We start from the raw sequence: 18,960 nt of genomic DNA, 5'->3' as shown, positions 1-18,960 counted from the left end.
ATCTCTATCTCTCTATTGAACAATATCTAGCAAGGGGCAAATTAATAACGATAGTGGTCAGCCTTATAAGGGCCTTCCTTCGTTACGCCAATGTAAGAAGCTTGCTGATCTGACAATACAGTTAACTGTGCATTCAATGTCTTGAGCTGCAAACGGGCAACCTTCTCATCTAAATGCTTAGGTAATGTGTAAACACCAACTGGGTATTTATCTGTACCAACTGCATTCCACAATTCCATCTGCGCAATCACTTGGTTCGCAAATGAAGAACTCATGACATAAGATGGGTGACCTGTACCGCAACCGAGGTTAACCAAACGACCTTTAGCCAAGATGATGATGCGCTTCTCAGGATTGCCATTCGCTGCCGGGAAAATCACGTGATCTACCTGTGGCTTAATTTCTTCCCACTTGTACTTCTCGATACCAGCAACATCAATCTCGTTATCGAAGTGGCCGATGTTACAAACAATGGCTTGATTCTTCATCTTCGCCATGTGGTCATGTGTAATTACATGGTAGTTACCCGTTGCTGAAACAAAGATGTCTGCCTTATCTGAAGCGTAATCCATTGTGACAACACGGTAGCCTTCCATCGCTGCTTGCAATGCGCAGATTGGATCTACTTCAGTAACCCAAACTTGGGCTGACAAGGCGCGCAAGGCTTGAGCTGAACCCTTACCTACGTCTCCATAACCACAAACCACTGCAACCTTACCGGCAACCATCACATCGGTAGCACGCTTGATTGCATCAACTAAAGATTCGCGGCAACCGTAGAGGTTGTCGAACTTGCTCTTCGTAACAGAATCGTTCACGTTAATTGCTGGGAACTTCAAATCGCCTTTAGCGAACATCTGATAGAGACGATGTACACCAGTAGTAGTTTCTTCAGTAACGCCTTTGACTTTTTCTAAACGTGTGGAATACCAAGTTGGGTCTTGCGCCAATTTCTTTTTAATGGCTGCAAACAAAATGGTTTCTTCTTCGCTAGTTGGGCGATTCAAGCAAGCTTGATCTTTCTCGGCGCGTGCACCGAGATGCAACAACAAAGTCGCATCGCCACCGTCATCCAAAATCATATTGGTGAAGCCATCATCGGCCCACTCAAAAATACGGTGGGTGTAATCCCAGTATTGCTCAAGAGTTTCGCCCTTGATTGCAAATACTGGTGTGCCATTGGCAGCAATTGCCGCAGCAGCATGATCTTGTGTAGAAAAAATATTGCAAGAGGCCCACTGCACTTCAGCACCGAGAGCTTCGAGCGTCTCGATCAACACTGCAGTTTGAATGGTCATGTGTAATGAACCAGTGATGCGTGCACCACGTAATGGCTGCTGTGATGCGAATTCGTCGCGAATCGCGATCAAGCCTGGCATTTCTGTTTCAGCAATGGCGATTTCTTTACGGCCAAAATCAGCCAAAGAAATATCTGCAATAGCGCAACGGGTTGCTACAAAATTATTTAAATCGGAAACGGTACTCATGAATGCTCCAGCTAAATACGATCCAATGCTGGAGTAGAAACTCGCTAGCCATTGAATCATGGGTTAGCGAGCGCAGTTGCAATTAGCAAACTCTAGAGTTACCTAAGAGCTCACTCCCTTCAAGCCTGGGGAAACACTGGTTCTCAGCATTCCTTGCAACGCTCCTTGAAGGTATGGCCAAATTGTAATCAATTTCGCCATATTTCGCCTCAATACAACAACATACTGCAAATTTACTGCCTAAAAAGCAGATTACAAGCCAGCAGCCGCGCGTAACGCAGGCGCCTTATCGCACTGTTCCCAAGTAAATTCTGGCTCTTCACGACCAAAGTGGCCGTAAGCAGCAGTTTTGCGATAAATCGGACGCAAGAGGTTCAACATCTTGACGATGCCTTTTGGACGCAAGTCAAAGTGCTCAGATACCAGTTGCGCAATCTTCTCGTCAGAGATCTTGCCAGTGCCGAAAGTGCTCACCATCACTGAAGTTGGCTTAGCTACACCAATCGCGTAGGAGATCTGAATCAAGCACTTGCTTGCCAGTCCTGCTGCAACTACGTTCTTGGCTACATAACGACCAGCATAAGCAGCAGAACGGTCAACCTTGGATGGATCCTTACCAGAGAACGCGCCACCACCGTGAGGGGCTGCACCGCCGTAGGTGTCCACAATGATCTTGCGACCTGTTAGACCGCAATCACCTTGCGGGCCGCCGATAACAAATCGACCTGTTGGGTTCACTAAGAAGTTAATCGCACCTTTAATCAAATGCTTTGGCAATACAGGTTTGATGATTTCCTCGATCACTGCTTCGCGCAATTTCTCAAGAGAAATTTCTTCATCATGTTGTGTAGAGAGAACCACGGTATCGATTGAGTCAGGCTTGCCATCCACGTAGCGCAAGGTTACTTGGGACTTCGCATCTGGGCGTAACCAATTCAAACGACCATCACGGCGCAGTTGAGACTGACGCTCAACCAAGCGGTGTGACAAATGGATTGGTAAAGGCATAAGCTCTGCAGTTTCGTCACAGGCGTAACCAAACATCAAACCTTGGTCGCCAGCACCTTGATCCAAGCCGTCGTCATGCGCCTTATCAACACCTTGAGCAATATCCGGGCTCTGCTTGTCATAGGCAACCAAAACCGCACAACCTTTGTAATCAATACCGTAGTCAGTATTGTCATAACCAATTTCACGCAAAGTATTGCGGGCTACTTGGATGTAATCCACATTCGCATTTGTAGTAATCTCACCGGCCAATACCACTAGCCCGGTATTACACAAAGTCTCTGCAGCAACGCGCGCAGTTGGGTCTTGAGCCAGGATTGAATCCAAGATGGCATCAGAGATTTGGTCTGCTACTTTATCGGGGTGACCTTCAGAAACAGATTCTGAGGTAAAGAAGTAATCATTTGCCATTGCATATTCCTTTAAAAATTAACACGATCTAAGGGACAACTCGACGTGCCAGGAACTTCAACGGCGACGCTTTAGCAGAATTTATGAATCGCCCTGCAAGTTGCCTTAACTCAGCGATGATGCAATTCTATCCGAAAAATGCCTTATTTATCAAGCACGGTTGGAAATTTGGCCCTAGCGCCAGCATTGAATATCATTAGAGGGTGCGCAAAGTCCTTCTTAAACTAATCCTCGCTGCAATAGCGGTATTGCCCTTATTCCTAGTTCAGGTGATTGGGGCTGCCTTAGGGATGCTGGCCTATGTAGGATCTAAGCAATATCGATCACTCTTCCGCCCTCAATACGAGGCGGTTGTGAAAAGCCATCATTTACCCCTGCAAATCTGGCGTGCAGCAGTTGCTTCAGGACAACTTTTTTCAGACAGCTTGTGGATTTGGCGCAATCCAGCAAAGGCCCTCAAGCTAGTCGAAGTCCAGGACTGGGATTTGGTGAAAGCGGCCATTAACGAAGGTCATGGCTTAGTTATGCTCACGCCTCACCTCGGTGGCTTTGAAATCATTCCTCGAGTCTTAGCTCAGCACTTCCCTGCCACAATCCTTTATCGCCCATCACGCCAAGAATGGCTTAACGAAGTGGTGGAAGAAGGTCGCACCTATCCCAATATGCATTTCGTACCAACCAACCTGAATGGCGTTCGTCAAATGACACGAGCACTCACTCGCGGTGAGGCTATAGGCATTCTTCCAGATCAAGTGCCTAGCGGTGGTGAGGGTGTATGGGTACCATTCTTTGGGCGCCCCGCTTATACAACTCCACTGCCAGCACGCTTAGCTAATCGCAACAACTCACCTGTTGTGATGTTTACTGCCAAACGCAAAGGGCTCGGTAAAGGCTGGCTTATGCAAGCCAAGAGATTAGAGCCGCTATCCGAAGATTCCGCCCTAGCAGCAGCCGAACTCAATGTTGCAATTGAAAATGCAATTCTGGTTGCGCCCAATCAATTCATCTGGGCTTACAACCGCTACAAACATCCCAGCGGAGCAGAATTACCACCAAGCAATTAGTTAATAAATTGATGATTTATTCAACATGACCTGGTTACAAAACGTTTTCAATTTTCTGGCGCTGAGCTTACTGCGCCTATTTGCATTTCTGCCTTACACCCTGACGATTTACATAGGCTATGGTCTTGGCTGGTTAGCAGCGCACATACCTAATGAACGCGCCAAGGTAGTTAAAACCAACTTACGCCTGTGCTTTCCCAGTCTGAGCGAAGACGAAATTGATGCGCTTGCTTTAGAGCACTGGAAATTATTTGGGCGCAGCGTGATGGAGAGAAGTCGTATTTGGCTCGGTAGCGGCAAGCAGATTACTGACATCGTCACCATCAACTCTGCGATTACGCTGGGTGATCGCAAGCCACGGCTCTTAATCAACCCTCACTTTGTTGGGCTTGAGGGCGGCTTCATGGCACTATCGGTTTTAGCAAGTCAGCATGACTGGCCACGTGGCGCAGGGCTCTACCAAAATATGAAGAATCCATTCTTTAATCAAAAGATGATTGAATGGAGAAATCGATTCGGCGGAAAATCGATTGAGAGGCAAAGTCGCTTACGTGATTTGATTCGTGAAATTCAAACAGGTAACTTTATTTTTATTGCGCCTGATATTGATCTCGGTCCACGTGACTCCGTTTTCGTACCCTTCTTTGGCATTCAAACCAATACGATCACTTCGGTCTCACGCTTAGCTAGACTCAGTGGCGCAGAAGTCTGCCTCATGACCACCACATTAAATCCCGATCGCATGGGGTACACCTGCAATATCAGCGCACCACTCCCCAATTTTCCAACAGATGATGTTGAAGCGGATACTGCGCGATTGAACAAATACATCGAAGACCTTGTTCGAGAAAGGCCGGCGGAGTACTATTGGGTACATAAACGCTTTAAACATCGGCCACCTGGCGAGCCAAGTCTTTACAAATAATTGGGATTCTTTTGAGTACGAATTTAAACAAGCCTGCACGCACATTACGCTTCACCAAAATGCATGGTGCTGGCAATGATTTCATTGTGCTTAACGGTATTGATCAAGACCTCAGCGATATCACTCGCCAGCAATGGCAAAAATTAGCCCATCGCCAATTTGGCATTGGTGCCGATCAAATTCTGCTCGTTGAAAAAGCCACGCGTCCGGATGCAGATTTTCGTTATCGCATTTTCAATGCGGATGGTGGCGAAGTTGAGCAATGCGGCAACGGTTCACGTTGCTTTGTTCGCTTTGTGCTCGACCAAGGTCTTTCTACAAAGAACCCATTGCGCGTGGAAGTAGCGCATACCGTTCTCACCTTGAGATCTCATGATGATGGCCAGGTGGAAGTGGATATGGGCGCGCCGATTTTTGAGCATAGCGAAATTCCTTTTAATGCAAGCGGCCTAGCAAGTAAGCAAGAGTTTCATGAAATGCTCTACGCGCTGCCTATTGCTACGCCTGCTACCCACGACAGCTGGATCGGTGTCTTGTCGATGGGTAACCCCCATGCAGTGCAAGTAGTGGGTGATGTTGATAGCGCACCCGTTCTCGAAGAAGGTACATCAATCGAAAAGGATGCGGTATTTCCGAAAAGAGTCAATGCGGGTTACATGCAAATTCTGAATCGCCATGAAATCAAGTTGCGCGTCTTTGAGCGTGGTGCCGGCGAGACTTTGGCTTGCGGCACAGGTGCATGTGCCGCAGTTGTCTCCGGCATTCGCCGTGGCTTACTCGACTCCCCGGTGAAGGTGCATACCCGTGGTGGAGATTTACAAATTGCCTGGGGCGGCATGATCAATGAAGTGGCTCAGAGCGTCATCATGACAGGCCCAGCCATTACCGTATTCGAAGGTGAAACAAAGATCTAAAGAGCGGAAATCCAGCAACTACCGCTACCACTACTACTCTTTAGATTAAATCCCGTACTTCTCACGATAGGATTTCACCGCTGGCAGGTAGCTTGTTAACTCCGAACTGCTTGAGGCAGTTAAGAAAGCCATCAAGTCGGCTAGGTTCGCAATTGCTACAACTGGCAATCCAAATTCTTGTTCCACTGCTTGCACCGCAGACTTGTCGCCAATCTCTGTAGCGGTCCCCGACTTTTCCATGCGATCCAAAGCAATCAATACTGCTGCTGGCTCAGCACCTGCATCCCGAATGAGTTTCACAGACTCGCGTACAGACGTCCCAGCAGAAATTACGTCATCAATGATGACCACTCTGCCCTTTACTGGGGCACCTACCAATGAACCGCCCTCACCATGATCTTTGGCTTCTTTGCGGTTGTAGGCATAAGGCACATTACGTCCAGCATCGACCAAAGCAATTGCAGTGGCAGCAGCCAAAGTAATACCTTTATAGGCTGGCCCATAAAGCATGTCGTATTGCAGACCAGATTCTTGCAAGGCTTTAGCGTAATAATGGCCAAGCGCACTAAGGCGGGCACCATCATTAAATCCACCCGCATTAAAGAAATAAGGGGAAAGTCGCCCCGCTTTAGTTTTAAACTCCCCAAACGACAAAACATTTGCCTCTAAGGCAAATTGAATAAAGTTATCTTGATTAGAATTTTTTGAGCTCATAGGCCTATATGTTACGCATCATTTCTGCCAACCTCAACGGTATCCGCTCTGCAGTCAAAAAAGGCTTTCTGCCTTGGCTTGTGAAGCAAAAAGCGGACTTTATCTGCATGCAGGAGCTCAAAGCTCAACAAGACGACTTAGAAGATGCCATTCTCAATCCAGATGGTCTACACGGCTTCTTTCATCATGCCGAGAAAAAGGGCTATAGCGGTTGTGGCATCTACACCCCGCATAAGCCCGACGAAGTGCTCTATGGCTATGGCAACGAAGAATTTGATGCTGAGGGACGCTACGTAGAGGCCCGGTTCAAAAAGCTGTCAGTAATCTCGGTGTATATGCCCTCAGGCTCTAGCTCTCCGGAAAGACAGGAAGCTAAATATCGTTATCTAGACTCTTTCTTGCCACACCTAGTTGAACTCAAGAAGTCAGGGCGTGAGATTGTCCTGTGTGGCGACGTCAATATTGCCCACAATGAGATTGACCTCAAAAACTGGAAAGGCAATCTCAAGAACTCGGGATTTTTGCCTGAAGAGAGAGCTTGGCTAACAAACCTGTTTGGCAAAGTCGGTTACGTAGATGTCTATAGAAAACTAGAGCCTGAAGCCACTGATACCTGCTACACCTGGTGGAGTAACCGCGGTCAAGCGTATGCAAAGAACGTAGGCTGGCGCATCGACTATCACATCACCACCCCAGGAATTGCGGCAAGCGCTAAGGATACTGCCGTTTATAAAGATGAGCGCTTCTCAGATCACGCTCCACTCACAGTGGACTACGACTGGTCTATTTAGCGACCTGTGAATCGTGCCGTTTAAATTCGACCACTTTGAAGTGAATGGTGAGCCAAATCAGAATTAATACCGGCGCACCAATAATCGCAGTACTAATAAAAAAGTTTGAGTAGCCAAAGTTATTTACAAAGACGCCCGAGAATCCAGCCAACCACTTTGGCAATAAGAGCATCATCGAACTAAACAATGCGTACTGGGTTGCAGAGTACTGAATATTTGTCAGCGCTGAGAGAAACGCAATAAAGGCGGCCGAAGCAATTCCGGAACTCAGGTTATCGGCAGAAATTACCCAGATCAAGCCATGCAAATCATGGCCCTGCGTCGCAAGCCAAGCAAATAATAAATTGCTGACGGCCGATAAGATTGCACCCAAGAATAAAATTCGCATCACACCAAAGCGCAATGTGAGAACACCGCCAAGGAAGGCTCCGACCAATGTCATCACCACACCAAAGACCTTGCTGACTGCTGCAACCTCATCCTTGGTGTATCCCATGTCTACATAAAACGGATTGGCCATAATGCCCATCACCACATCACTAATACGATAGACGGCAATTAAAGACAAAATCAAAACGGCGTGCCAGCCATAGCGTTTAATAAAGTCTGCAAATGGTTCAATCAAAGTTTGATGTAGCCATGCCCTTGCATTGCGGGTCTTTTCAAGCTCAATGCGAACGGGCTCTTTACTAAATAAGGTGGTGACCACGCCCACACCAATCGAGAGCGCCATACAAAGATAAGCAAATTGCCAGGCAGCAGGATCATAGCCAGCAGAGCCTGACTCAGCACGGGCGGCCAACCAAAGAACGCCGGCCCCAGCCCAAATTAAAGCGAGTCGATAGCCTGTTTGATACGTAGCGGCTAATGCTGCTTGATGATCACTATCTGCAGACTCAATCCGAAAAGCATCTAAAGCAATATCTTGAGTTGCAGAGCCAAAGGCAACTAAGAGTGCGCACCACACAATTGACGTGAGCTGAGCTTTGGGGTCAATGCTGGCCATACCGACCAGGCCAAGAATAATTAGCAACTGCGCAAAAAGCAGCCAGCTACGCCTTCTACCAAACAAGCTAGATAGCAAGGGAATGGATAGTCGATCTACTAAAGGCGCCCACATCCACTTAAACGCATAGATCAAGCCAACCCAAGTGAGGTAACCAATAGTACTGCGATCAATACCTGCTTCTCTTAGCCAAAAGCTCAGTGTTCCCAAAATAAGCAGTAAGGGTAGACCGGCGGAGAATCCCAAAAAGAGCATTCGGAGACAAGGCCATTCGAGATAAACCCGAAAATCTTTCAGCCAGGACTGAGCGCTACTAAGCACGTCGAACGCGGAACAGCGCTAAGCTTCCAAAAAGATTAGGCATCAAGGTAACTTGTCGCCCCTCATGCAAAATGCATTGATCCAGAATCTGCAAGCCCAAGCTCGAGGCTAACTTTTCAAAATCAGCAACGGTAAGAACGCGCACATTGGGTGTGTTGTACCACTGGTAAGGCAAGCTTTTCGAAACCGGCATACGGCCAAAACCAACGGCTAGGCGGTGTGACCAATGGCCAAAATTCGGGAAAGAGACAACCGACTCTTTACCCACCCTAACTACTTCACGCAAGATCTTTTCAGTTTCGTGAATAGTTTGCAGTGTTTGTGAGAGCACAACCGTATCAAAACTATTGTTCTCAAAGAGCGCCAAACCCCCTTCAAGATTTTGTTGAATGACGTTCAAACCTTTTTGGACGCAAGAAAGTACGCGCGCATCATCAATCTCAACGCCATAAGCATGCACAGGTTTTTGCTTTTGCAAATACTCCAAGAAGCTACCGTCACCACAGCCAAGATCCAAAACTTCGCTATTGGGCGCAATCCAGTTTGCTATTGCAGCAAAGTCTGCGCGCTTCATGATTTAGCCTCTAGCATTTGTTCGAAGTAAGCACGAATCAGATTGTGATAACGCGGATCATCCAATAAGAAAGCATCGTGCCCGTGTGGTGCATCAATCTCTGCATAACTCACTTCACTCTTATTGCTGAGCAAAGACTCCACAATCTCGCGACTGCGATTAGGTGGGAAGCGCCAATCGGTAGAAAAGCTCACAACTAAAAACTTGGCCCGCACCTCAGAAAGAGCGCGATTTAAGCTACCCTCATAACGACGAGAAGGGTCAAAATAATCAAGTGCCCTAGTAATGAGTAAATAAGTATTGGCATCAAAGTAAGTGGAAAACTTATCGCCCTGATGGCGCAAATAACTTTCCACCTCAAACTCCACATCAAAGCTGAAGCGGTAGTCATGAGACTCACCATTTGGTCTTTGCAGCTCGCGCCCAAACTTTTCCGCCATATCATCATCTGACAAATAAGTGATGTGGCCGACCATGCGCGCTAGTCTGAGACCACGCTTCGGCACTACACCGTGCTCATAGTAATTGCCGCCATGAAAATCCGGGTCAGACAAAATGGCATTACGCGCCACTTCATTAAATGCAATATTCTGTGCGCTCAATTTTGGTGTCGAGGCAATTACTAGGCAATGGGCAAGACGCTTTGGGAACTGGATGGACCAAGCCAATGCCTGCATACCGCCCAAGCTTCCGCCCATCACTGCAGCAAAACGACGAATGCCTAACTTATCAGCCAAGCGTGCCTGGGTATTCACCCAATCTTCAACCGTAATTACTGGGAAGTCTGCGCCATAGGGCTTGCTAGTGGCGGGATTGATGCTCATTGGCCCGGTAGATCCGAAGCATGAGCCTAAATTGTTAACGCCAATAACAAAAAAATGGTTTGTATCTACCGGCTTACCTGGCCCAATCATGTTATCCCACCAGCCGATATCTTTTGCATTATCAGGATTAGGACCGGCTACATGGTGGGATGCATTAAGTGCATGACAAACCAGCACAGCATTACTTTTATCGGCATTGAGCTTGCCGTAAGTTTCAATAACTAAATCGTAGCCCGATAAGATGGCGCCACTTTGCAAAGGCAAAGGCTCGGCAAAGTGGATGGTGTTTCTAGAGAGGTGTAGCTCGCTCATTCGGACAGAAGAATGCGAAGACTAATATCAGATGCTTCGGTTGGGAACTTCTTAAAGCCGCTACGAGCAAAGCGATGCCAGCGGCCCAAGACATAACTCATCAACATCGCTGCACGAATGCTGACTTCATCTTGAGATACGTTTGCCCAGTTACCGCCCTGAGTTTGAGCAATGCGCAGTGCCTGCTTTAAGGATGCCTCTACACGATCGAGTACTTGTGTAATGCGGTCTTGTAGACGATCATCTTCTTGCAATAATGCGTCCCCCAAGAGAACACGAGTCATGCCGGGATTCTTTTCGGCGAAGAATAAAAGCATCTGCAAAATGCCACGAGCTTGCGCAAGCCCAGATTCTTCCTTTTGATTAATCTGATTAATCAAACCAAAAACAGTTTGCTCAATGAAGGAGATCAAGCCTTCGAACATCTGCGCCTTACTAGCGAAATGTCGATAGAGTGCCGCCTCTGAAACCTGAATTTTTGCCGCCAACGCCGCAGTTGTTACACGCTCACCCTTAGGGTTTTGCAACATCTCGGCCAATACTTGCAAGATTTGCAAGCGGCGCTCACCAGGGCGTGGACGCTTGCGTGTCTTACCCTCTTCGGCAACTGTTGCCTCGATTTCTGATGCAGTAGGGTCTAAAGAATCACGCATACCTATATCTCTTATTCAACTCTTAACGAGAGCGAATCATTGTTCCAAAAGCTTGCTCCGTCAGAATCTCTAACAATAAAGAGTGTTCAATTCGTCCATCAATAATATGAACGGAATTCACACCACTCTTTGCCGCATCTAATGCAGAAGAAATTTTCGGCAACATCCCACCAGAAATCGTGCCATCAGCAAAGAGGCCGTCAATTTCACGGGCAGTCAGGTCGGTTAAGAGCGTGCCATTTTTATCCATCACACCAGGAATATTGGTCATCATGACCAATTTCTCTGCATGTAAAATTTCCGCCATCTTGCCAGCCACTAGATCAGCATTGATGTTGTATGCTTGGCCTTCTTCACTAAATCCAATTGGGGAAATCACCGGAATAAATGCATCGTCTTGCAGTGCTTTAACAACCGCCGGATTAATAGCTTCGATCTCACCAACAAAACCTAAATCAATGGTTGCGCCAGCCTTCTTTTCATCGGCAACAAACATTTTCTTCGCGCGAATCAAGCCACCATCTTTACCAGTCAAACCAACAGCCTGGCCGCCAAAGTGGTTAATCAACATCACAATATCCTGCTGCACTTCACCACCAAGAACCCACTCCACTACCTCCATGGTTTCTTCGTCGGTTACACGCATACCTTGAATAAAGGTGCCAGTTTTACCAATCTTCTTGAGGGCCTCATCAATTTGTGGGCCGCCGCCGTGGACCACCACTGGATTCATACCAACCAGCTTCAGCAAGATGACATCACGGGCAAAGCTTTCCTTCAAACGCTCTTCGACCATGGCGTTTCCGCCGTACTTAATCACAATAGTCTTACCGTGATACGCACGAATGTAAGGCAAAGCCTCGGCCAAAATCTCCGCTTTTAATAAAGGAGAAATTTCGCTAATAGATGGGGATTGCTTGGTCATTGCTACTTTTATATTCAATCTAGTAATTAATCGCCAAACAACTTTTGACGAAGCTCACGGCGCTCTTGCGCCTCGAGAGAGAGGTTGGCTGTTGGACGCGCAATTAAACGGTTCAAGCCAATCGGCTCTCCAGTCTCCTCACACCAGCCATAATCACCAGACTCGATACGGGCCAAAGCTTGCTCTACTTTTTTCAATAACTTGCGCTCACGATCACGCGTGCGCAACTCAAGAGCATGCTCTTCTTCAATCGTTGCACGGTCCGCCGGATCAGGAACCAAAATGTTTTCACGCAAATGCTCTGTGGTTTCAGAGGCGTTTTTCAAAATATCGTCTTTTAAGGTCAGAAGCTTTAGACGGAAAAAATCGAGTTGAGCTGCATTCATATAGTCCTTTTCGGACATCTTGAGCAATTCAACCTCTGTTAAAGGAGCACCCTTTGCAACCTTTGCACTTGCAGCCTTAGTAGGCGCTTTTGCTGTAGCCGTAGATTTCGTTGGTGTTTTTACCGTCATTTCGTTCTTTCAGTGGATCTAAACCATTATTACTTCATTCTGCCAAACTTTTACTGCCCTTTTGCCAATATTTATCAATATTGACCGTGGCGGCGGATTGTACTTTATATTTTTTAAACTAAACAGCCCTCAAGCCCAGCCAGTAGCGTGTCTTTAGGTAAATCGATGCCAATAAAGACCATGCGGGTTTGCTTGGGTTCGGCACCCCATAAACCAGCCATATCGCTACCCATCATCTGATGAACGCCCTGGAACACGACTTTTCGGTTAGTTCCCTTCACATAGAGGACGCCCTTATAGCGCAACATCTTCTCTCCGAAGACCTCCAAAATGCCTCCCAGGAAGTCCTCTAGTTTTTTATGATCAAAGGGTTTATCACTACGAAAAACGAAGGATTGGATGCGGTCTGTATGGCCGGCATGGCCATGATGATCGTGACTATGGTCATGCCCACAAGTGGCGTGGTCATGGTGGTCATGGCTGTGGTCATGCCCACAAGTAGCATGGTCATGATCGTCTTGCTCCAAAAAGTGAGGGTCAATATCGAGCTTCGCGTTCAAATTGAAGCCCTTGAGATCCAAAACGGCATCCAAAGGAACTACACCCTTAGAGATACCCTGAATCGGAGCGCGAGGGTTCATATGCATTAAGCGATTGCGTAAAGTATCCACTTCAGCAGGCGTTACTAAATCTGTTTTGGTGATGAAGATTTGATCGGCAAAGCCTACTTGGCGCTGCGCCTCTTCATGCTCAGTCAGTTGCTGCGGGCCATGTTTAGCATCCACAAGGGTGACCACTGCATCTAATACGTAATGATCTGCAACATCATCATCCATGAAGAATGTTTGCGCCACCGGGCCTGGATTAGCTACACCAGTAGTCTCAATGACTACGCGCTCAAAGCTAATTTTTTTATCTTTGCGCTGCTCCCAGAGAGTATTAAGTGCCTCAACTAAGTCGCCACGAATGGTGCAGCAAATACAGCCATTGCTCATTTGCACAATATTCTCTTGATTGTCTTGAACCAAGATGTCGTTGTCGATATTCTCTTCGCCGAACTCGTTCTCAATCACGGCTATTTTTTTGCCATGCTCGGCCGTCAGGATGTGTTTGAGCAAAGTGGTTTTGCCGCTACCTAAAAAGCCTGTGAGAATTGTTACCGGAATTAACGCCATCATTGATCCTATCAAAATCTATAAATACATTCCCCAAACGGGAAACCTTCTATCTTACCGAGTTCCTCAGGCTTTGCCAGCCTTTGCGCGTGGATGGGCTTTATCGTATGCCTGCGCTAGGTGTTGGAAGTCTAAAGAGGTATAAATCTGCGTACTAGCGATGCTGGCATGCCCCAGCATCTCCTGAACTGCCCGCAAATCTTGGGACGATTGCAATACGTGGCTAGCGAAGCTATGACGCATCATATGTGGATGCACATGGGTTGGTAGACCAGCTCTCATTGCCAAAGTCCGCAGACGTGCCTGCACTGTCCGAGGAGATAAACGCGCACCCGTAGCAGAAATAAACAAAGCCAGCGATAAATCCGCTTGCTCGAGTTGGTCGCGGACCGCACGCCAAACTTTGAGGGATTGCATTGCGGGCCCACCAATCGGAACTGAGCGGCGCTTACCACCCTTACCCAAAACTGTTACTTCTGCAGCATCCCAGTCTAACCATCCAGCAGACTCGTGTTGGCGATCCTTGCTTTGCATCACATCAACGCCTAGAAGCTCTGATAAACGTAGGCCTGAGGAATACAGCAAATCGATGATCGCTGCGTCACGCACCGTCTCTAAATCTTTTTTTTCTTCAGCTTCTTTTACGGCTTGATTTACTAAAGAGAGCACCTGTTCAACCGAAAGTGCTTTAGGCAAAGACTTCAGACGTTTGGGGGCCTTCACATCATCTACAGGATTGGCGACTAGGTTTGCAGTCACTCTTCCCGCCTGTGCATCACGACGGGCATCTTTTTCAGTCAACCAGTCATACCAACCTCGCCACGCAGAAAGTGCTCTAGCAATCGTACGAGATGATTTTCCTTTGGAGTGCAAGCGACCAGCCCAGCGACGTACATGCGCATTCGTTACTTTTAACAAATCAACAGCATCATCTGTTGCCAATGCCTGCAACTCGCCGAGATCCATGCGATACGCTTTAAGCGTGTGAGGTGAGAGCTGCCTCAATACATGCAGCTCGTGCAAATACTCTTGCACCAAGGGATGAAGATCAGCTGGTACTTGGCTCATAAGCCTGGATACGATCAAAAGCTGCAGCAGTGAGTTCAGCAATTTGACGCAAATAGAATGCGCCCATATCAGCAGTAAAACGAGACTCGTCTTTACTTGCTAACAAAAGCACTGCTGGTGATTGCGCCACGCCAATACTTTTTCCTAGTGGCAGACCAATAGCGACCATGCTTTGCCACTCAGGATCGATGGTGACTTGAGTTGCCAACAAATCCACGCTAGCAGCGACCAACTCTTTAGCGGAGCCACATAGAGGCGTATCAATCCAAGGACCAAATGCCGTATTAGGTGAGAGTAGTTGCGCCGACTCCACCTCAAAAACTTCCGCCAATCCAGCCGTCACCGCAGACTCAACGTCCGCCTTTGTATTTGCACCCATGAGGCGCAATAACCAAGCCACCAAACTTTGCTGAGTCTTGTCATTGCGACTACCAAAGTGCAACATCTCACTTAGGCGACGATTGAGCTCTTGGTTCTGAGTGCGCAACAAAGTCATCTGACGCTCTTGCAAGGAGATCGCGCGATCTTCATGTGGATGCTTCAAGCGGATTTCATTTAAGAGATTGGCGTAGCGCTCAAAAAAACCTGGGGTAGCGCGCAACCACTCCGCCACCAATTCTTCTTGTTCGGCTTGCTTAGGATCGATTGCGCTCATCTATGTCTCTCTCGCTTATTTTCTGATTTAATTTGTTTAGCTCAGCTTTTTACGCAGAAGCTCATTCACCTGACCTGGATTGGCTTTCCCTTGTGAGGCTTTCATAATCTGGCCAACCAAGGCATTGAAAGCCTTTTCTTTACCAGAGCGGAACTCTTCAACCGACTTCTCGTTGGCCGCCAAGACCTTATCAATCATGACCTCAAGCTCACCACTATCGCTAATCTGCTTCAAGCCTTTGACGTCAATTACTTGATCAACAGTGCTAATAGCTTTGCCTGCGATAGCCTCTTCCCACAGAATGGCAAAGATATCTTTTGCAATCTTGTTAGAGATGGTCCCATCTGCTACGCGAGTTAATAGTGGTGCTAAACGCTCCGCTTTCAACGGCGCATCTGCAGTTGCAATACCAGCACGATTTAGTGATGAAGCGAACTCGCCCGCAATCAAATTAGCCGCAGCTTTTGCCAAAGACTTACCAACAATAGCCAGAAGCTCTTCAAATACTTTGGCAGTGTCGCGATCTTGCGTGAGCAATTGCGTGTCGTAAGCACTTAAGCCAAACTCGGTTTGCCATTGCTCCCGCAGCTGTGCTGGTAATGCTGGCATCTTGCTGCGTACATCAGCAATCCATGCGTCATCAATCACAACTGGCAATAAATCTGGGTCCGGGAAATAGCGATAGTCGTTTGCATCCTCTTTACTGCGCATGCTGCGAGTCTCTTGACGATCAGGGTCGTATAAACGGGTTTCTTGAACGACTGTTCCGCCATCTTCAATTAATTCAATTTGACGACGCACTTCATATTGAATCGCTTCTTCCAAAAAGCGGAAGGAGTTCAAATTCTTAATCTCGCAACGAGTACCAAATTCCTTTTGACCAACAGGTCTAACAGATACGTTGGCATCACAACGGAAAGAACCTTCTTGCATATTGCCATCACATACCCCAAGCCAAACAACTAGAGTGTGAAGTGCTTTTGCATAAGCCACTGCCTCAGCAGCACTGCGCATGACTGGCTCAGTCACAATTTCCAACAATGGTGTACCGGCACGATTCAAATCGATGCCACTAGATGCTTCACCATGCGGACCTAAGAAGCCCTCTTCGTGGACTGACTTACCGGCGTCCTCTTCCATATGGGCGCGGGTGAGCTCAACTACCTTGACTTGATCGCCAACCAATATTTCCAGATGGCCGCCAACGACCACAGGAAGATCCATCTGACTAATCTGATATCCCTTTGGTAAGTCCGGGTAGAAATAATTTTTGCGCGCAAAAATACTTGCCGGCGAAATTTTTGCGCCAACTGCCAAACCAAAACGAATGGCGTGCTCAACTGCTTGGCGGTTCAACACTGGCAACACGCCCGGTAACGCCAAGTCAACAGCACAAGCTTGCGTATTCGGTCCCGCACCAAAGCGAGTACTTGCGCCACTAAAAATTTTGGATTGTGTTTGTAACTGTGCGTGGGTCTCTAGACCAATAACGATTTCCCATTGCATCATGCCACCTCACTTGCTTGACGCAAATGCCAGTCACTATTTTGCTGATATTGGTGCGCCACTTGAAGTAAGCGCGCCTCAGAAAAATAATTCCCAATTAACTGCATGCCGATAGGCATCTGGCTTGAATTAAATCCACAAGGAACACTCATCGCTGGCAGTCCCGCCAAATTGGTTGAGAGCGTGTAAATATCTTCTAAGTACATTTGTACTGGATCTTTTGATTTTTCGCCTAAGCGCCACGCAACATCTGGCGCAACCGGCCCCAAGATCACATCGCACTTTTCAAATGCCGCTTGAAAATCGGCTGCAATAATCCGACGAATTTTTTGAGCCTGTAAATAATAGGCATCGTAATAACCATGACACAGCACATAGGTGCCAACCAAGATACGACGCTTTACTTCTGCGCCGAATCCTTCGGTGCGTGATTTCTTATACATATCCGATAAATCGCGATATTCATTTGTGCGGTGTCCGTAGCGCACACCATCGAAGCGACTCAAATTACTTGAGGCTTCGGCAGGAGCTAAAACGTAATACACCGGTATGGATAGTTTCGTTTTTGGCAAACTCACTTCAAGCAATTCCGCACCCAATTCTTGCAGAGCTTTTGCTGCGGTGTTAACTGCATTAGCCACTTCTGGCGCTAAACCTTCCGCAAAAAATTCTTTTGGCAAGCCAATGCGCAAGCCTTCCAAAGGTTTTGCTGGATTAGAGCCACTCTCTTTCCACGACTGGGTGAGGTAACGACCGTAGTCCTCACCAGAATCTGCCAAAGAAGTAGAGTCTCGCGGGTCATGGGAAGACATTGCTGTGAGCAATAGGGCGCAGTCCTCTGCGGTCTTGCCCATTGGGCCAGCTTGATCTAATGAAGACGCATAAGCAATCATTCCGTAGCGAGATACACGACCATAACTCGGCTTGATTCCAGTTAATCCGCAAAAAGCTGCTGGCTGTCGTATGGAGCCGCCAGTATCAGTACCTGTAGCGATCGGCGCCAATCCTGCCGCTACTGCCGCTGCAGAACCCCCAGACGAGCCGCCTGCAACATATTCTGAATTCCAGGGGTTTAAGACTGGTCCATAGGCTGAATTTTCATTGGAGGAGCCCATTGCAAACTCGTCCATATTGGTTTTGCCAAGGCAAACCATGCCGGCACCATTAGGGTTGAGTTCGTCCGGAATTCCAAGGTTTGCCACTACCGTGGCATCAAATGGACTGAGGTAACCCTCGAGCATTTTGGATGCGGCAGTCGACTTCCAACCGCGCGTCACAAAGACATCTTTGTGGGCAACTGGGATACCCGTCAATTTTCCAGATTTTCCAGAAGAAATAATTTTATCTGCTTTATAGGCTTGCTCTAAACTTAAGTGAGCGCTTACATCAAGATATGCATTCCAGTGTTTTCCGGCCTCAATACGATCCAAAAAGTGCTTTGTCAGCTCAGTACTGGAGACCTCTTTAGCAGCCAAGGCTTTGGCCATTAAGGCGATGGGGGTTTGGTGCCAGCTCATTCGATCACCTTTGGAACTAGGAAGTAGCCATCCTGCACAGCAGGGGCGGATTGCATATTTTCAGAGCGATGGTCGGTTTCAGTAACCGTATCACCGCGCAAAGGTTGCGCCAAATCACGCAAAAAGAGGATGGGGTGAGCTAGAGGGGCAAGACCGCTCGTATCGACAGCCTGCATCTCCTCAACCAAGGCAAAAACTGCCTGTAATTGGGGCAATACTGCCTCGGCTTCTGCCTGACTTAACTCAAGGCTGGAAAGGTGCGCAATGCGCTGGACATCATCAAGTTTCATGGGGCGCTAGAGTATCATTCCTGTATATATTTTTTAACACTTACTTATTTTCCCACTACATCATGTTTGGTTTTTTCCGCAGCTACTTTTCTAATGACCTGGCTATCGACCTAGGTACCGCCAACACCTTAATTTACATGCGTGAACGGGGTATTGTGCTTGATGAGCCGTCAGTTGTGGCAATTCGCACTGAAGGTGGCCCAAATGGCAAAAAAACCATTTTGGCAGTCGGAACCTGCTAGTTTGTCTTCCTTGGTTTGGTATACTTGATACCAATCAGCAGACAATTTATTATCTACAATAAA

19 protein-coding genes, 1 pseudogene and 1 riboswitch are annotated in these 18,960 nt (G+C 47.4%); of the genes and pseudogenes, 5 read left to right on the top strand and 15 right to left on the bottom strand.

Annotated elements, in window-relative coordinates; genetic code table 11:
- Positions 1-41: 41 nt before the first annotated feature.
- Together ahcY and metK are read right to left on the bottom strand one after the other, a co-directional pair.
- Entirely contained in the window at positions 42-1,487 is a 1,446-nt protein-coding gene (gene ahcY / locus B7Y67_RS00100) for an adenosylhomocysteinase (protein WP_293596728.1), read from the bottom strand.
- Positions 1,488-1,548: 61 nt separating this feature from the next.
- A riboswitch (S-adenosyl-L-homocysteine riboswitch) is annotated at positions 1,549-1,660 on the bottom strand.
- 79 nt (positions 1,661-1,739) lie between these two features.
- Positions 1,740-2,906, bottom strand: coding sequence for a methionine adenosyltransferase (gene metK / locus B7Y67_RS00095; RefSeq protein ID WP_215302209.1), 1,167 nt, complete (start codon positions 2,904-2,906; stop codon positions 1,740-1,742).
- Between the two features lie 203 nt (positions 2,907-3,109).
- Here metK and B7Y67_RS00090 point away from each other — a divergent pair, with 203 nt between their 5' ends.
- From B7Y67_RS00090 to dapF, 3 genes are read left to right on the top strand one after another with little or no spacing between them, the layout of a single operon-like run.
- Positions 3,110-3,970, top strand: a complete 861-nt coding sequence (locus tag B7Y67_RS00090; RefSeq protein WP_293596727.1) for a lysophospholipid acyltransferase family protein — start codon at positions 3,110-3,112, stop codon at positions 3,968-3,970.
- Between the two features lie 25 nt (positions 3,971-3,995).
- Entirely contained in the window at positions 3,996-4,895 is a 900-nt protein-coding gene (locus B7Y67_RS00085; RefSeq protein WP_293596726.1) for a lipid A biosynthesis acyltransferase, read from the top strand.
- Between the two features lie 59 nt (positions 4,896-4,954).
- Complete coding sequence (gene dapF, locus B7Y67_RS00080; protein ID WP_293596805.1) at positions 4,955-5,809, top strand: diaminopimelate epimerase; 855 nt, start codon at positions 4,955-4,957, stop codon at positions 5,807-5,809.
- A gap of 45 nt (positions 5,810-5,854) precedes the next feature.
- Here dapF and pyrE read toward each other — a convergent pair whose 3' ends face one another.
- Positions 5,855-6,523 carry an orotate phosphoribosyltransferase gene (gene pyrE, locus B7Y67_RS00075; protein ID WP_293596725.1) on the bottom strand — a complete coding sequence of 223 codons (669 nt, stop codon included), beginning with the start codon at positions 6,521-6,523 and terminating at the stop codon, positions 5,855-5,857.
- A gap of 8 nt (positions 6,524-6,531) precedes the next feature.
- Between pyrE and B7Y67_RS00070 the strand changes: the two genes are divergently transcribed.
- Complete coding sequence (locus tag B7Y67_RS00070) at positions 6,532-7,314, top strand: exodeoxyribonuclease III (protein ID WP_293596724.1); 783 nt, start codon at positions 6,532-6,534, stop codon at positions 7,312-7,314.
- On the opposite strand, the gene B7Y67_RS00065 is transcribed toward B7Y67_RS00070, so the two are convergent.
- From B7Y67_RS00065 to gatC, 12 genes are all read right to left on the bottom strand, one after another.
- Complete coding sequence (locus B7Y67_RS00065; RefSeq protein ID WP_293596723.1) at positions 7,307-8,641, bottom strand: MFS transporter; 1,335 nt, start codon at positions 8,639-8,641, stop codon at positions 7,307-7,309. The genes B7Y67_RS00070 and B7Y67_RS00065 overlap by 8 nt on opposite strands.
- Positions 8,634-9,215, bottom strand: a complete 582-nt coding sequence (gene metW, locus B7Y67_RS00060) for a methionine biosynthesis protein MetW (RefSeq protein ID WP_215302215.1) — start codon at positions 9,213-9,215, stop codon at positions 8,634-8,636. The genes B7Y67_RS00065 and metW overlap by 8 nt, the downstream gene beginning before the upstream one ends.
- Positions 9,212-10,351, bottom strand: a complete 1,140-nt coding sequence (locus B7Y67_RS00055; protein ID WP_293596722.1) for a homoserine O-acetyltransferase — start codon at positions 10,349-10,351, stop codon at positions 9,212-9,214. The genes metW and B7Y67_RS00055 overlap by 4 nt, the downstream gene beginning before the upstream one ends.
- Entirely contained in the window at positions 10,348-11,004 is a 657-nt protein-coding gene (gene slmA, locus B7Y67_RS00050) for a nucleoid occlusion factor SlmA (protein ID WP_293596721.1), read from the bottom strand. Before slmA ends, B7Y67_RS00055 begins: the two co-directional genes overlap by 4 nt.
- A 22-nt stretch (positions 11,005-11,026) precedes the next feature.
- The gene (argB, locus tag B7Y67_RS00045) at positions 11,027-11,929 is read right to left on the bottom strand and encodes an acetylglutamate kinase (RefSeq protein ID WP_215376228.1); all 903 of its coding nucleotides are present in this window, start codon (positions 11,927-11,929) and stop codon (positions 11,027-11,029) included.
- Between the two features lie 26 nt (positions 11,930-11,955).
- Positions 11,956-12,333 (bottom strand): RNA polymerase-binding protein DksA, encoded by a 378-nt coding sequence (dksA, locus tag B7Y67_RS00040; protein ID WP_293596804.1) that lies wholly within the window; start codon positions 12,331-12,333, stop codon positions 11,956-11,958.
- Between the two features lie 224 nt (positions 12,334-12,557).
- Complete coding sequence (locus B7Y67_RS00035) at positions 12,558-13,622, bottom strand: GTP-binding protein (RefSeq protein ID WP_293596720.1); 1,065 nt, start codon at positions 13,620-13,622, stop codon at positions 12,558-12,560.
- A gap of 63 nt (positions 13,623-13,685) precedes the next feature.
- Positions 13,686-14,687, bottom strand: a complete 1,002-nt coding sequence (locus tag B7Y67_RS00030; RefSeq protein WP_293596719.1) for a tyrosine recombinase XerC — start codon at positions 14,685-14,687, stop codon at positions 13,686-13,688.
- The gene (locus B7Y67_RS00025; protein ID WP_293596718.1) at positions 14,668-15,342 is read right to left on the bottom strand and encodes a DUF484 family protein; all 675 of its coding nucleotides are present in this window, start codon (positions 15,340-15,342) and stop codon (positions 14,668-14,670) included. Before B7Y67_RS00025 ends, B7Y67_RS00030 begins: the two co-directional genes overlap by 20 nt.
- A 36-nt stretch (positions 15,343-15,378) precedes the next feature.
- Positions 15,379-16,848 carry an Asp-tRNA(Asn)/Glu-tRNA(Gln) amidotransferase subunit GatB gene (gene gatB, locus B7Y67_RS00020; protein ID WP_293596803.1) on the bottom strand — a complete coding sequence of 490 codons (1,470 nt, stop codon included), beginning with the start codon at positions 16,846-16,848 and terminating at the stop codon, positions 15,379-15,381.
- Positions 16,848-18,365 carry an Asp-tRNA(Asn)/Glu-tRNA(Gln) amidotransferase subunit GatA gene (gene gatA / locus B7Y67_RS00015; RefSeq protein ID WP_293596717.1) on the bottom strand — a complete coding sequence of 506 codons (1,518 nt, stop codon included), beginning with the start codon at positions 18,363-18,365 and terminating at the stop codon, positions 16,848-16,850. Before gatA ends, gatB begins: the two co-directional genes overlap by 1 nt.
- On the bottom strand, positions 18,362-18,655 hold the full coding sequence (gene gatC, locus B7Y67_RS00010; RefSeq protein ID WP_293596716.1) for an Asp-tRNA(Asn)/Glu-tRNA(Gln) amidotransferase subunit GatC: 294 nt from the start codon (positions 18,653-18,655) through the stop codon (positions 18,362-18,364). The genes gatA and gatC overlap by 4 nt, the downstream gene beginning before the upstream one ends.
- A 62-nt stretch (positions 18,656-18,717) precedes the next feature.
- Here gatC and B7Y67_RS00005 point away from each other — a divergent pair.
- A pseudogene (locus B7Y67_RS00005) lies at positions 18,718-18,888 on the top strand (rod shape-determining protein); the annotation flags it as partial.
- Positions 18,889-18,960 lie beyond the last annotated feature (72 nt).

This window comes from Polynucleobacter sp. 35-46-11 (genome assembly GCF_002281105.1).
This window is presented reverse-complemented; position numbering and strand designations above follow the sequence as displayed.